At 60.3% G+C, this 15,203-nt stretch carries 11 protein-coding genes; 8 read left to right on the forward strand and 3 right to left on the reverse strand.

Translation table 11 applies throughout. The features are described 5' to 3' along the window. Nucleotides 1–183: 183 nt before the first annotated feature. The 6 genes from OUY22_RS00595 (at nt 184) to OUY22_RS00620 (ending at nt 11,785) form a co-directional block, all read left to right on the forward strand. Nucleotides 184–2,094 (forward strand): PKD domain-containing protein, encoded by a 1,911-nt coding sequence (locus OUY22_RS00595; protein ID WP_270152617.1) that lies wholly within the window; start codon nt 184–186, stop codon nt 2,092–2,094. Nucleotides 2,095–2,305: 211 nt separating this feature from the next. Continuing rightward, complete coding sequence (locus tag OUY22_RS00600) at nt 2,306–4,300, forward strand: hypothetical protein (protein ID WP_270152618.1); 1,995 nt, start codon at nt 2,306–2,308, stop codon at nt 4,298–4,300. Nucleotides 4,301–6,898: 2,598 nt separating this feature from the next. Further along, complete coding sequence (locus OUY22_RS00605; protein WP_270152619.1) at nt 6,899–7,981, forward strand: DNA-methyltransferase; 1,083 nt, start codon at nt 6,899–6,901, stop codon at nt 7,979–7,981. After that, entirely contained in the window at nt 7,978–8,703 is a 726-nt protein-coding gene (locus OUY22_RS00610; protein ID WP_270152620.1) for a hypothetical protein, read from the forward strand. Before OUY22_RS00605 ends, OUY22_RS00610 begins: the two co-directional genes overlap by 4 nt. Continuing rightward, nucleotides 8,700–9,944 carry an McrB family protein gene (locus tag OUY22_RS00615; protein ID WP_270152622.1) on the forward strand — a complete coding sequence of 415 codons (1,245 nt, stop codon included), beginning with the start codon at nt 8,700–8,702 and terminating at the stop codon, nt 9,942–9,944. Before OUY22_RS00610 ends, OUY22_RS00615 begins: the two co-directional genes overlap by 4 nt. Before the next feature lie 335 nt (nt 9,945–10,279). Beyond that, nucleotides 10,280–11,785 carry a DUF2357 domain-containing protein gene (locus OUY22_RS00620; RefSeq protein WP_270152779.1) on the forward strand — a complete coding sequence of 502 codons (1,506 nt, stop codon included), beginning with the start codon at nt 10,280–10,282 and terminating at the stop codon, nt 11,783–11,785. 2 nt (nt 11,786–11,787) lie between these two features. Here the strand turns inward: OUY22_RS00620 and OUY22_RS00625 are convergent, their stop codons facing one another. Further along, complete coding sequence (locus OUY22_RS00625) at nt 11,788–12,792, reverse strand: PGN_0703 family putative restriction endonuclease (RefSeq protein ID WP_270152626.1); 1,005 nt, start codon at nt 12,790–12,792, stop codon at nt 11,788–11,790. 391 nt (nt 12,793–13,183) lie between these two features. After that, nucleotides 13,184–13,468: a winged helix-turn-helix domain-containing protein gene (locus OUY22_RS00630; protein ID WP_270152628.1), complete on the reverse strand. Its 285-nt coding sequence runs from the start codon at nt 13,466–13,468 to the stop codon at nt 13,184–13,186. A 105-nt stretch (nt 13,469–13,573) separates the two neighbouring features. Between OUY22_RS00630 and OUY22_RS00635 the strand changes: the two genes are divergently transcribed. Both OUY22_RS00635 and OUY22_RS00640 read left to right on the forward strand, forming a co-directional pair. Further along, nucleotides 13,574–14,005 (forward strand): hypothetical protein, encoded by a 432-nt coding sequence (locus OUY22_RS00635; protein ID WP_270152629.1) that lies wholly within the window; start codon nt 13,574–13,576, stop codon nt 14,003–14,005. Nucleotides 14,006–14,193: 188 nt separating this feature from the next. After that, nucleotides 14,194–14,715: a helix-turn-helix domain-containing protein gene (locus tag OUY22_RS00640; protein WP_270152631.1), complete on the forward strand. Its 522-nt coding sequence runs from the start codon at nt 14,194–14,196 to the stop codon at nt 14,713–14,715. On the opposite strand, the gene OUY22_RS00645 is transcribed toward OUY22_RS00640, so the two are convergent. Beyond that, nucleotides 14,703–15,173 carry a hypothetical protein gene (locus OUY22_RS00645; protein WP_270152632.1) on the reverse strand — a complete coding sequence of 157 codons (471 nt, stop codon included), beginning with the start codon at nt 15,171–15,173 and terminating at the stop codon, nt 14,703–14,705. The genes OUY22_RS00640 and OUY22_RS00645 overlap by 13 nt on opposite strands. Between the last annotated feature and the right edge of the window lie 30 nt (nt 15,174–15,203).

Raw genomic sequence — 15,203 nt, forward strand, 5'->3', positions numbered from 1 at the left:
ACAGAAGAAACGCACTCATAACTATCAGTCGAGTTATTTTGCACAGAACGTCAACATATTCCGAGTCTCGCGACGCTGGGCAGGCATTAGCATTACCGAAGCCGTCCGCAGACGTAGGCAGAAGGCTTGCCAACCGAGGGGAACCGGGATGTCATAAGCCCGAAACCCACGAGAGGAAGCGATATGCCCGGAGAGTTACGCGGCGTTCTGGTGACGGTCCTGGCCGCCATGATGGTCATGGCCACGTTCGGTGCCCTGCCTGCGCAAGCCGAGGTCGTGGAGATACAGATCGGCCAGTTCAACATGGCGGGCGGCAACGACGACCACGGACACAAGGGTGACGAGGCGCCCGACGCCTTGGTGCGCAGCATCCAGGATCGCAACCCCGCCTTCATCACCATCCAGGAAGGCTGCGAGGACTGGCTGGAGAGGCTGGACGACCAGCTCCCCGCCTACAGCGTGCAGTTCGATGTGATCCTCAGCGGAGGCGGCACGCCGGCCAACTGCAAGCACCCGAGCCCCTTCGGGAACGCGATCATCTACCGCGACGACCTGGGGATCGACACCCGCCCCGCAGGCTACAGCCTGGGCAGCCCCGCCGGCTTCGAGCGGCGGGAAATGCTCTGCGTGGCCTCGGCGGCCAGGAAGTTCGTCATCTGCAGCGCCCACCTCACGCCCGGCGGTTCCGACGAGGACACGGAGGCCCGGGAGGGCGAGGCGGCGCAGGCCAAGAAGATCCTCGACACCGAGTACGCCGGCTACACCAAGTTCCTGGGCGGCGACATCAACGCCGAACCGGGTGAGGACGCCCTGGACAGCTTCTACCACTCCGGCTACGGCTCCGGCGCGAACGGCGAGTTCAAAGAGGTCGACAGCCCGTGCCGCAACGTGATCACGGAACGGATCATCATCGAGACGCCCTTTCCGGTCGTCATCCCCTGCCGGTCGGGCGAGTCCACGCACGGCAACATCTTCACCCGCAAGAAGATCGACTACCTCTTCGTCTCGCCGGACATTCACGTACGGGACGCCGACGTCACGTACGCGCTCCACTCCGACCACGACCCGCTCTGGGCCGACATCACCGTTGACCTGTCCACGCCCGGCGGAGGCGGCGGAGGCGGCACCGACCCGGTGAACCTCCCGCCCGACGTGGACGCGGGTCCCAACGTCACGGGCGACGAGGGGCAGGCCGTCGAACTGGCCGGCTCCGTCCTCGACCGTGAGGACGGCGTCACCACGCAGTGGACGTACACGCCGCTCGACCGGACCGACCCGGGCGCCGGCTGCTCGTTCTCCGCTCCGCAAGCCCTCCGGACCACGATCACCTGCACCGACGACGGCCTCTACGCCGCTGAGTTGACGGCCGACGACGGGGTCAATCCACCGGTCCGCGATACCGCCCTGGTGAGGATCGCCAACGCCGCCCCGGTGCTCACGCTTACCGGGCCGCGCCCCTGGCAGGTGTTCAGGGCCGGTACGCAGGTGCCGCTCACCGCAGAATTCACCGACACGGGCGCCAACGACAGCCACACCTGCGAGGTCGACTGGGACGACGGCAGCACCGACCGGTACGCCGCCGACGGATCGTGCGACCGCGCGCACACCTTCACCGCGCCGGGCATGTACACCATCAAGGTGAAGGTCGCCGACGACGACGGCGCCACGGACACGGCCGAGGTCATGGTGGTCGTCTACGACCCCGAGGCCGGGTTCGTGACGGGGTCGGGCGCGTTCGAGGGCGGCCGGTTCGCGCTCAACCCGAAGTACGGACCGCACGACGAGGGCCCGGCTCCCGGCCAAGGGCGGCTCAAGGCGGACCTGCCCGACATCGCGATCTCGTCCACAGCGCTGGAATGGCTGGTCGTCACCCCCCAGGGCGGCGCGGCCGTCAAGGGAGCCTCGGGCGACCACGGCTTCGTCGCCTACCTGACCGATGAACCCGACGGGTTCCGGCTCGTCGTCTGGCGCCTGTCCGACGGCTCCCACCCGGACGGCGAGATCGTCTACGACAACCGCGATGGGGCCTCGTACGACCTCGATCACGCCGAACCGCCGGCCGGTGACAAGGGCTCCATTCGGATCCACCGCTGACATTCGGAAGCGGGGCGAGCCGGAACCCGCCCCGCTTCTCCGCCTGGTCCAGGCGTCCGTGACCGGAAACGTTCAGCGGGTGGAGTGAGCGTTTCCGGCTCGGAACGCCACGGCCCCATCACTGACGGGTTCGACCCGTACCCGCGACGAACGCCCGGGCTTTCCCATGACCGGCGAGACGGCGACCCTGCGGGGATGGGAGGGTTGGACCGTGCGTACCTGGTTCGAACCTGAAGAGGCCGAGGAATTCGAGGCCGCCAAGGACCTGCTGATCCGTCGATGCGTCGCCTGGGCGGAGGATCACGGGCATCCGGTCGACGGCCTGCTGCTGTCCGCCGCCGTCGACGCGCGGCACGAGAGCCGCGACGGCCGGCTGGCGTACTGGGACGGCGCGTGCATCAGGTTCTTCCTGCTGCGGTACGTGCCGTACAAGGTGACGGCACCGCGGGAGAAGCTCGACCTCGCCCCGGAGGTGCTGCTCACGTACCTGCGCTATCTCGACGTCACGGGCCTGCGCGACCCGCGCGGCGTCACGGTCGGCGAGGCGGAGGAGATCATCGCCGGGACGCGGGCCGAGTACGCGGCCGCCCTCGACGACCCCACGCTGCGCGGGATGGCGACGTTCTGGGCGTACACGGCCATCGACCAGGGATTCGATCTCACCGTCCCGGGGGCGTTCGAGCGGTTCAAACGCGAACTCGACGCCGGTCGCGTCCCGTACGACGAGCAGGTGCTCGACAAGATCATGCAGAATCGACTGGTGTACGGCGGCATCGAGGAGGAACGCGCCTTCCCCCAGCCGCCCGTCACCCTGCCCCCGGCGGCCGAGCTGACGGAGGCCGCCCGCCGCAGCCGGACCGTCCAGCGGTTCATCACCCTGGCCGACTGGCTGGGCAAGGACGGCCGCGCCCTCACCGACGCCGGCAACCTCCGCGTCGCCGACGCCCTCGAGGTGTCGGCCCTGCTCGGCACCGGCGAAGAGCAGCTGCGCGTCCGCAGCGCCGCCGACCTGCCGCAACTCAACCTGCTGCTCGCCTGGGCCAAGAAGCTGCGCCTCACCCGCACCAGCAAGGGCCGGCTCCTCCGCGTGGCCAAGGCCGCACCCCTGCTGCGCGACCCGGAGACGCTGTGGCGGCGCGCGTTCGAGGTGCTGCCGGAGCTGGGACGCGTGGTCACCGTGCCCGTCGCGACCTGGCGGCCCGAGCCCATCCTGGCCGAGGTCTTCGACGAGATCCTGCCGGACGTGCTCAACTCCATGTACGGGATGGACGAGATGCCGGTGATCCGGCTCGAAGAGACGGTATGGCTGGCCTGCCAGGAATACTTCGTACTCGACCAGGAGAAGCGCCTGCTCGATTTCTGGCGCCGCGAGGTCGCCCGGGACCTGGGGCGCATGTTCGAGATCCTCTCCGATCTCGGGGCCGTGGAACTCAGCCGCGGCCCCGCCGACCCCCTCTACGCGAGCGACCTCGACCACGACGACCAGCCCCTGCCACCGGACGCGGTCGAACGCCTGCGCACCGCCCTCGCCGAGCCCGACCTCCCGCTGGTCCGCCTCACCCCGCTCGGCATGCGCGGCGTCCGCGACCGCCTCCTCGCCGACGGCCGCGACGCCCCCCTCGTCGGCGAACTGGCCACCGCCCCGCCGGCCGAGCTGCTCGGAGTGCTCGCCCAGCACTACCCACCGGAGGACGCCGTCGCGGAGCTCCACGGGTGGCTGGCCCAGCCGGGGCAGGACATCGAGACGTTGGTGCAGGCCGTACGGGAATGCCCGTTCCGTACGCGGGTGGGGGCGATGCTGCGGGTGCTGGCCGACGCCCTTCCCAGAAGGCGGCTCCTGCAGGACCTACGGCACGACCCTGTTCTCGGGCCCGCCGTGTGGACGCAGCTCATCGACGCCGGGGAGATGCAGCCTGGGGCGTTGAGCGACCGGGAGAACCTGCTGCTGGGAGCGGAGAACTTCCTTTCGGTGCTGGAGCTCGCTGGGCCTGAAGAGCTGGTCGAGCAGCTCAGGAGGATGGGAGGAGGGGACGCTTACGAGTTCATGGAGGCGATCCTGGCGTCGGGGCATCCTGATGTGGTGGGGATGCGGGAACTGCGCGAGCAGGTGGCGGAGCCGCTCCGCAGGATCGGCCGCCACCCTCTCCGCCTCGTCCCTACTCGGCCGCCGGGGGCCCGTGGGCGCCGGAAGAAGCGGAAGCGCTGAGCTTGATGCTTGGTCGGGGTTGTCGGGTGGGCTACCAGGTGAGCGCGCCCTGGCAGGATCGAACCAGCGGCACCCGCTTTAGGAGAGCGTGGACGCAACTGCTTGTGTACCTAGATCTACCTGCTGAAACGCTGTATTCGGTTAACCTCCCTTGCTTGATCATCCCTTGCATGTCCCCTGCCAGTTGGACAGGGAACCTCGCGAGGCTGGCGTTCGACTGGACGTCGTTTAGCACGGGTAACAGACGACCAGCTGAGCTTCGTCTGTCTGTTGCTGACACCGCTCTTGAACATTGTTGAGCGCTTGATCGTGCACCTCACCGTCGACGTTCACGTTCACACATGGGGCTGCACTAGGCGGCCACGCTCATCCTCGGACGTGCTGAGGTGCAAAGCGATGTGCCGGGAAGTCGCGTCGTTCTACGGCCTAGAATGCGCCACACTAGCGTTCTGAGGCCATAGCAAGTCAACCTGCCCTTAGTGCTTTGATGCGGTACTCGATGCCCGAATAACGCCCGAGGCATCGAGTACCGACAGACGCCTGATGCAGGTGTACCAATACCATGATCGCGGCTTGGGAACCACTCTCAGAGTAAACGCCTTAGACCTCTCAGGGCGCGGCAGCTGCGGCGCTGTTGCTTCGTATTAGCGCGGGCGCATGAACCTAAGGATGCGATCCATCACCTTGAAGGCTGCCGTACGACGTGCCGGCTTGCGGGACCAGATCGCAGGCAGGACGACCCCAACGAACAGCCCAAGCAGAAGCGCTAGGCCGCAGATGGTCACAACAGGTTGCTGCAGGAACGGAACGGCGGGTGCAGGGAGCGGCGCACCAAGCATTTGGGCGTCCTTCCACCTGCCAACGTGGCTCCCCTGCTCCTCTTCGCGTACACTGAAGTGCACGTATGGCCTCCTCGGGTCGTACTAGCTATGGATGACGGCCCCCCCGGTAGCAGCGGGGGGGCTGTTTCCGTTTCCGGACAGCTTTGCCGTCACGTTGGGCTCACCCAACATCGCAAGCGTACCGCCTACGCGGCTCCACAACGACCCATAGAGCCCAGCAAACCGCCTGCAGGTCTGGGAGACCCTCTAGCCCTGCTAGGCCCTTACGGTTGACTACAGCGGCCCACAGCGCTACTCGCGCACGCGCACGCGCCTATAGCACACCAGAGGTGATCCTGTCATCCGCGACGAGAGCAAGCGCAGACCTCGGCTGGGTGTCTGCTAAGTTCCGTCGGCCCGTCGGCATGTAGCTTGGTGAAATGGCTAAGAGTCGACGTCGCTAGCATAAGGTCGCAATGTTCGCGAACAATGTCCAAGTTTCCCTGATTATTCGAGAAATTAACCATCGTTGCAAACGTCCACCCTAAAGTCGCAATGCACGTTGTGATATTGATGGAGGAATGTTTCGTGCAAATTGCAGCAGTTTTGATATATATATGCTAAATCATTTTGAGCGAATCGCAACCAGGTTGGCGATTGGCGTGCCGAAGATAAGTCGCGCTTTGAAAAATAGGGCTTAATGCAGATAGTAGGTGCCGAGTCGAATGGTAATTAACAAGATCTCGCATGGCGCCCTGAAGCCCCTTGGGGCGGGGCGGTTTGCAAGTTGGTAGACCCTTGTGGTACTCGCGCGTGCGCGCGTTAGATAGATAGGTGTGCGTCAGTCGGACTCGCCCGGCACGGATCCACTCCCTGATCCACCTGCGGTCTCCAGCAACGTCTGACCGGCTGCTTCGGATCGTGGAAGGGCGCCGGCCGAGCGCTCCTCGGCGTCTTGTCTTAGATCCCGCTTGCTGAGTTGGTTGTGGGCTCCACTTGCAAGTTGGTAGATCCTCGTGGTACTCGCGCGTGCGCGCGTTAGATAGATAGGTGTGCGTCAGTCGGACTCGCCCGGCACGGATCCACTCCCTGATCCATCTGCGGTCTCCAGCAACGTCTGACCGGCTGCTTCGGATCGTGGAAGGGTGCCGGCCGAGCGGGCCATGGCCCTACTCACGTCACGAGGCACCGAGCAGGAGATGGCGCACACTGAACTGATGACGGCAGAGTCGAACCAGCAGCGCCTCACGCGAGAACCGAAGTACAGCACTCCCCCGGCGGTGACCCTGCCGCGGCCGAGGCGGCGCATGCAGTGGAGAAACGAGCGCTCCAGGCTAGAAGCCGGTCTACAGGCTCCGAGCACTGAGGGTGACACGTGCCACTGGCCTTCTGATGGAGAGCGTGCTCCTGCCGACGGTCATCGACTGGGTTCGTCCGTTGGTCTGTCTCCATCCTGATCTTGAAGGCCGTGGACGGCTAAGTCGTGACCTGGAGGACGACCGGGTACCTTGCGCTGGGATCAAGTCCTCTGCACTATGGCACACCATGGAGTTAGATCCAGTCCTGTAGACACCCCCGAGATTGTCGGGGCCGTGACGTACGGTCTTGATGGCTCAGAGCACACAGGCCAAGACGGGGCTCAGTTATCCACAGGCGGTCTGCCTTGAGGACGCGAGTCGGTACTCTGGAGCCCGCAACCTCAAGAGAGGCATGCCGCTGCACAGCCGCAGCCCAACGGGCAAGGCCAGGGCCGCATAAGAAAGTTAGGGAGTTCTACGTGGGCCAGATAGAGGCAACCGGTGGCGCCAGTGCCAGCGATGTGCCCGAACATGTACAACTGGCGCCCACAGGACCTATACCGCCAGGGCGCGCATCCATGAAGGATGGCAGGCTCAAAGACACACCTGCGAACCGTGCTCTAAATCCGGAAGTAGCTTCGCCTGAAGTCTTCAGTTCGGACGCTCTCACAAAAGATGCGTACTATACGGACGAAAAGTCGATAATCATCCATAGCGAGGTTCGAGCCGGCCTCCAGAGGCTTATAGATGCAGGGATCAAAGTAAATTGCATTGTAACCTCACCCCCGTACTACGGTCAGCGAGACTATAAAGTTGACGGCCAACTTGGGCAAGAGGAGCACCCCCAGCAGTTCATCGACAATCTCGTCGAAATCTTCCAGCTTTGCTGGGAAATCCTGAGCGATGAAGGTTCGCTCTGGATTAATATAGGTGACACCTATTGGAGTGGTAAGGGTGCACACAAGAGCGGCGAAGCAAAACAGCAAGCTCGTCGCTTCGGGATGCGACCTCAAGATCGTCCGGGCGATGGACGATGGGCGCGTCCCAAGCAGCTCCTGTTGATTCCGCACCGCCTCACCATTGCCCTTCAAGATAGAGGCTGGCTCGTGCGGAATGATAACGTATGGATCAAACCTAATCCGGTGCCAGATCAAGTTCGCGATCGCTGCTCAATATCTCACGAATACGTCTTTCATCTGACGAAAAGTCGTTGGTATTACTTCGACAGGACGCCGGTTGGACGTATAACTACCACAAAAAAGGGAGAGCAAAAAATACTGCCACCTCTTGATACCTGGTCGCTTCCGACATCAAAACGCAACGGGAGCCAACATCGCGCAACCTTCTCGGAAGAGCTCGTCCGGATACCAATTCTAGGTTCAACGCCACCAGGCGGAGTTGTCCTAGATCCATTCAACGGTTCCGGAACATCCACCTACGTCGCCAAAAAGTTTGGCTTTCGATCTATTGGCATAGACCTTCACGAAGGATACTGTGAGGAGGCAGCTGGCCGGCTCAAGGAACTCGATGCACAACTGGCGCTAGAGGAGGATATTGAATGACTCTCTATATCTCTAAGACTACGCTGCAGCAGGCGGTAAGACGTCTTGGCGTCTCATCGTCGCAATCGAGCCTTGGAGATTATCTTATCTTCAAGCGGGCAATGGCAATAAAACTTGAAACCCCAGAGGCCGATGACCCCTACCCTGACGGAGTCGTTACCGGATTGCGCTCAGGGAGCTTCATTCGAGCGATCGAAGAGCTTGCCAAGAGACGCCCCCCCGGTAGCTCGGAAGATGATGACAACCCTTATTTCGTGCCTTTCGGTGCGATGAGAGATACAACGCGCGGGTATCGAACAAAAAAATTCCCCTCGAACGGCCCTTCCGATACAGTGGGTCGGTGGCAATCGCGTAGTAGCGCCCCGCCGTTGGTGCTAGTTCCTGGTCAGAAGCCTAAAACTTATACGATCAGAGAGCGAAGTGCACAAGAACTACGTGCCTTCTTCATCGTCAAGCACGCACAGAAGTACTTCTCAGGACATAGACCACATCTTTTCGATCTTGCGGTTTGGTGGTTCAGGTTCGCCAACCTAGAGCTGAGGCTTGGGAGCACGCCCAGCCCAGCCATGCTGATGGATGGAGTGACAACTGATCTGCGTTTGAGCACGATAGAAATCGAAGCTCTCTTTGAAACAAGCCTCGACGACCTTTCCTTTGGGGACGATTATCTCAATTTAGAGTTATCCGACCTTGAGATGGAAGAGGAAGACGAACTTACATGACTATCGCATTCGATGAGTTCCAAGCGAATCCGAATGATTATCTCCCTCCTGCGCCGCACGCGCGATCGCAACGAACTGGATCGGTGACAAGAAACGCGAGTACAACAGATTCAGCCCAGGAACTGGCCGAGGTGGATGGAGATGAAGTAGATAGGGTTATCCAGCACATCGCAGCAAAAGGTTTCGTCTTTCAGCCATGGCAGATTGCTGCCTTCATCACGGCTGTAAGAACGAAACCTTTTGTGATTCTCGCCGGAATTTCTGGCACAGGTAAGACGAAGCTGCCCGCCCTCGTCGCAGAAGCAACCGAAGCTCACTGTGATATCGTGCCCGTTCGGCCGGACTGGAATGACAGCAGTGAACTGCTGGGATACGAACGTTTGGACGGATCTTTCCAGCCTGGAGCGCTGCTTCGTACTGCAAAACTAGCGATGGATGAGCCGGAATCACAATTCTTCTTCGTTCTAGATGAGATGAACATCGCACGCGTCGAGTACTACCTTGCTGAGGTGCTTAGTAAGCTAGAGACTCGGCAACCAGGTCCAGATGGTCGCATCCAGTCAGGACCGTTAGTTCCGGCACTTCATGGATCTCAACACAGTAACTGGGCGGGTGTATGCCTTCCAGACAATCTGTGCATTGTGGGTTCGGTTAACATGGACGAGACGACTTTCGGCTTCTCAAAGAAAGTCCTCGATCGAGCCTTCGTGATAGAGTTCTCAGACATTGATCTTTCCGCTATCCGGCCCGTGGCCGACGAGGCGGTTGAGAAAAAGAAGTGGCTTAGCTCCCAATGGCGCCCTACAGCCCTATCTCTGAGCGGGCATCCATCTTGCGGCTCAGAAGAGGTTTCTTTTACGATAGAAGTCCTCACAGAAGTCAACGAAATTCTCAAGCAGGCACAACTTCAGTTCGGCTATCGAGTAAGAGATGAGATAGCCATGTTTTGCCTCGCAGCCAAAGATTATGTCGACTCCTTTGTGACTAACGATGCGGGTACCGTTAGTCCTCTAGATGTGGCTATTGCCATGAAGGTGTTGCCACGGATTCAGGGTAGCGGCGCTACCATTCGTATGGTCTTGGAAGAGCTCAGTCGCTGGGCCTCACCAGCCGCAGAAGATACGGAATCACAACTGGAAGGCATATCTGGTGCATCAAACCAGTATCCATTCTGTTCAGACCGTCTCGAATTGATGCGCAGGCGACTCGACGAAGTCGGTTTCACAAACTTCTGGCTGTAGTTATGAGCGCAAATACTCTGCTCCTGAAAGTGTCGACCCCGTTTGTAACCGTGGACATCCACGGTCCTGAGCAGACACGTTGGGTACTGTCGGGAGTTGGACCGAATAAAGGCCATCTCCAGGTAGTATCTTCGTCGAGCTCGATCAGCACTCACGTATCAAATCATCGCGGCACGCTTAGTCAGATAGCGCCTAATACCTGGGGCGGCCCCCCTCTCTATGAGGACACGACCTACAGGGTACGTGTCAAGTCTCTGGTGCCAGGCAGGACGCCTGTTCTAGGTCATCGGGATCCTCTACTACTAGGTTCGATGGTGTCTTATCCAGACGACGATATGTGTGCTGGCACACTAAATTTCGGGCGTCAAGTGGGTCTCGCTACCCTAGCTATTACCGTCGGTCACCAAGTAGTCCAGCTCGTCCTGGAAGTATTTCCGACTAAGATAGACTACAAGTCCGACTATCAGAACATTTTGAGTGATATATCGAGGGCGTCTCGTACCTTGGCCTTCGAGTATCTACGCGCGACACACCAAAAAGGGAAGTCGGCGAACGTAGGTGATCAGGCCGAATTGGATTGGATAGTACTTCTACGCCACGAGATTCATCGCCTGTCTGGTGCTATAAACCGCATCAACCAGCGTCCGCATCGCACTCTTGTGCGTGAAGGAACTGATGTCAGACTAGAGAAGGTGAAGAAGGCTGACAGCTACACGCGTAAAAGTGTCAGCCGTGGGATGGGTAGTGGCGGTTGGAGTGAGATTTATGGCATCGGCCCTACAAAAAATCTGCTGCCGACCAGCCGTAGTGTGGAGACACTAGACACTCCGGAGCATCGATGGCTGCGGATGGGGCTGTTGCTTATAAGAACCAAACTTGCCGACGTGCAGGCCAGCCTTAAGATCGAAGCGAGCCGGCAGCGGTCAATGACACAGAACAGAAGCCGCCTTATAGCCGAGATGAAAGAGGTGGAAGGCTTTGTACAGTCCATATCTGATCTGCTGAATTTGCCTCTTTTTAATGGCCTAACTCAGGCGCCGCCGCCAGGTTTCACGTCTTTAACTCTCATGTCTGGTGTGGGATATAGCGATGCGTATCAAGCCATAAGCACTCTAAGGCTCGGGCTCACCATTGAACAGGGCTCCATCGAATTCTCCACCATGGATGTCCACGCTCTGTATGAGACGTGGTGCTTCATCGAAGTGCTCCGCATCGTCGTAACGCAGGCGGGCGGACAAGCGGATCTATCATCCATCATTTCAGTCGACAGTACTGGCATCCGAGTGCGCATGCGTCAAGCTAGGCGAAGCTCGGTCGGATGTCGGTCAGGGACTCTGGATATCAGCCTTTCTTATAACGAATCTTATAGTGGGCTAACTGGCGAGCAAAGGCCAGACATCGTATTGCGGTTGCGTCATAGCGGTTGGCCGGATCTCTATATAATATTCGATGCCAAATATCGGTTGGACGCTTCGGCCTCTTTCCGTAAGAGATTCGGGTGTGCGGGGCCTCCTGCCGATGCTATCAACGCCCTACATCGATATAGAGATGCTATTGTTGTTGGAAGTCATGGCAGTGGGACTCTGACCCGGCCGGTTGTCAAGGGTGCGGCGCTTTATCCTCTTTCAGTTCCCGAGTCCGTAGATTTCAGCACCTCTAGGCTCAAAGAGGCCCTTGACGTGCTTGGGATCGGAGCAATCCCCTTCCTGCCTGGTAATACTCATTATTTTGAGGCATGGATAGCGGGTATCTTTGCGCTGCCACCAGAAGAATTGGCGGAGCCGGGTCCGCCCTATGTAGGGTTGGCCGAGAAGAAGAAGAGAAGCCACAGCATCCCGTGATGTTACACCGATGGCGGTAGCTGTGAGGCTTTATAAGATAGCCAGGCATCCTCGCTGAGCGCGTAGTTGAGATACCGGGTGGTGAGACTGCTTGCCAGCTCGCGTTGTTGGTTGCAAAGTGCCGTGCGGTGCATCAACTGAAAGAGGGCGTCGAGCGACACCGGGATGCACAAATCTGGATCCCGAAGGATCTGCCTGTAAAGATGGACTATTTTCCTGGCACGCGGGTCCTCAGGGTGGTGGAGGACGAGAATTTTCGGGGTCTTTGTCTGCTGACTTGCTTGGCTTACAGCAACTCCTGTTCCATGACAGCGCAGGAGTTGATTTATAGCACGGTCTTTGGCTAGGTCCGTATTAAGGTCCCAAGTTCCTGTGGTGTCCGCTAGACGACGATATTCCTTTCTCGTGGCAACGTCGATATATCTGCTATTAAATCTATCGATGTATTTTACTTCTATAACCGTCGAGAGAGTCGTCGTTCCAGTCTTGGCGACTATCCAGCCGTCTATTATGGTTCTGTCTCCCGTGAGCTTCAATTTGTTGGGCGGATTGTATTCAACACTTATTTGGTCGACCGTATCTAGATCTTCCTTAAGGAGAATAGATAGCACCGCAGTTACCCAACGCTTATCGGCCCTTAGAGGGCCCATTATGTTGAGGGTTAGGGCCTGGCTCGAAGTCATATTGGTCGTTGTTCGGACGGGGTCAAGGCCCCATCCTTGCCTCCGCCTCTCTGCGTAAAGCTCTTTGGCTGCGTCGGATAGGAAGTTGTAGCCGTTGGCTGCGTCTTCCAGCGCGAGGAGGCAGCCTAGCGCTCGGCCTCCGGAGTGATGTGTCGTAACGCCGAATCTAGGTAGACCTAAAAGGTGGTAGCGGAACCATGATTGATGAAAGCGAGCTCTTGCGGCAAATCCTGTCTCCCCCGGACGCTGTGGCCCGATTAGCTGCAGTTCCATGTCGGATTTGGCGCTAGTTTCAGCATCTTGTCTCAAGAGCTTCGCGTCCAACCTTGTTGTTTCTCTTACGTCCGTGTATTAAAGCGTCAGTCGCACGATGCGGCAGCAGTTCGTACAGCAAAGTGCCGCGCTCGGGACCATGGAGATAGCTTAGCCGTGTGATTCGGTGGCAAGGGCCGACGAAGGAGGCCCGCGGCAGCCGATCGCCCCCAGCACTTATGGTGAGAACCGAAGTGAGCGATCGTCACGGCCTTGATCGGCGGTGTCTTCTGGCTCCTGAGCGCGGGGGCGGTGCGTGCCCGGACCGGCCGAAGAGCCGCAGCCGGGCGCGCAAACCGCTCACGCGCTGGCGGGCCGCGCAGCGGACCGCCTTTAAAGACGTAGAGAAAGTTCTCATCCGTCGACACTGGGCCTGAAATGATCTTGGTGGAGTGTCGGGTGTTCACTCCGCGTCGCTGGCCGTGGTCCCGTCGCCGGCGCTCTTCACGAAGCTGCCCAAGTTGGGCACGGTGTAGATCTTGTCCGCCGCCCTGAGGCGTTGCATGGCCTTGCGTATGGTGGGGCGAGCGACTCCGAACTCCTCCATCAGCTTGACTTCGGAGATCTTGAACTTGGGTCCCCACTCGCCCGCGTCGATCCGCACGACGAGGACCTCAAGGATCTGCTCCCATCGAGAGCGATCCTCGTCAAACTCCCAGGTGCGCGTGTGCTCGACATATCTCGCCACACGATGAGGCTAGAAGGGCATTTCATGCCCCTTCACACCGGATCATGCAGCTCCATGAATCTCCATGGAATAGACAGGGGCTTACAGGGTGGCTATGCTTAAAGCATGGCATCGATGAGCGGCAGGGCAGAGCCCCTCCGGGTGGGGCAAGAGCGCATGCGCTCGGCCACGGGCACGCAGGCGCGTGCTGCGCGGCTTGATTCTCCCAGTCGCTCATCGATGCCCTCCAGCGAGAGGAACGGACGAGCCGCGCCCGAGATCGGGGCCTATCACAGCGTCCACCCCGCCAAGGAGCGCCCCAATCTGACCCCGGTCCACTGGCACCCCGGTGCTTCTCGCGCCGCTCGTGTCCGTGTGCGTGCCTACACCTGCGATTGTCTGCCGGTCGTCTTCGAGCTCTGCGTCGCTGGCGGCCTTGCCTTCGTGCGCCGTCATGAACGTTCGATCGGCCGCCTGGTCGTCGTTGAAAGCGAGTGGGAGACGTGGCGTCGAACCGAAGAGCTCTGGATCGCGATCTTGAGGGGTGAAGCAGGCTAGAGAGACGCCACGCCGGTATCCAGTAGCGCCACTGTCACGTTGCGCTACTGGTGCGTGACGGCATGTTTCCGCAGGTCGAAGGCTGACCTGCGGATCGGCGTGCCCGTGCACTGGCAGTTTTTCTGCTGGTGACGCAGGTCACCCGCCTTATCGTCGAGTCAGCCGACGGAGATAAGGAGGGCGGACAGGTGGCTACCGAGAACCTGACACAGGGACAGCGGATCGCGCGCGCTCGTCATCGTAAGGGCTGGGACCAAGCGACCCTGGCCGAGAAGATCGGTCGTTCTGTCTCGTGGCTGTCCAAGGTCGAAAACGGGCGCTTGCCGCTGGACCGCATGAGTGTGCTCGGCCAACTCGCTGGAGTACTCGGTGTGGAGGTCGCCGAACTGACGGGTCAGCCGTACCGGCATGAGACGGCGGAACTCGACTCGGGCCACGCCGCGGTTCCAGGACTGCGCCTCGCTCTGCAGCAAGCCTCACTCCCGGCGGGTGTCGCGCCGCTGCCTTCGCGGGGGCTGCGCGCGCTGGCCGACTTGGAGGCCAACGTTCGCCTGGCCGAGCAACTCCGCCAGGACGCCAAGTTCACCGCGCTGGGAGAGGTCCCGCCCGGCATCCTCACCGACCGATCACCATCAGACGAGTTGTTCCCGCCGTCCCGCCCTGCGTTCCGTGTGCGCAACCAACCGTGCCATCGAAGCTACGGCCAATAGTCATCATCATCGTCGTCATCATCCTCGTCGAAGCCGGCGATCCACTCCTCGATGTATCTGGCTCCCTCCTTGGCGAGGACCACGGTCTCTCTGGGGGCAGGGCCGAGGGAGTCGACGAGGTTGCCAGGGTCGACGGGCAGGCCACGGGTCACCAGGTAGCAGGACAGGCCGGTGCTCATCTGGCGGGCCATCGAAGAAACGAACGCGTTCCGGCGGAACCTGTTGCACAGCAAGAGCAGGCCCTGGCGCTCAAGTTCCTGCCTCAACTCCGTCAGCGGGTCCTCGAAGTCCACGGGCGAGCGGAACACCAGGCGCGGAGCGTTCTGCTGGTCAAAGTGAAGTTCGCAGATGTCGTCGCCGATTTCTTGTAGAGTTACGACGCACGGTAGGCGTGATTCGTCTGTGAAGTTGACTGTTTCCAGCTGGTGTGTAATCGGCTCAGTATCTTGGATTTCCACCTTTATGGCTTCCTCCGAAGTCGACCGCTG

This window comes from Nonomuraea corallina (assembly GCF_027620315.1).
GTDB classification, from domain to species: Bacteria; Actinomycetota; Actinomycetes; order Streptosporangiales; family Streptosporangiaceae; genus Nonomuraea; species Nonomuraea corallina.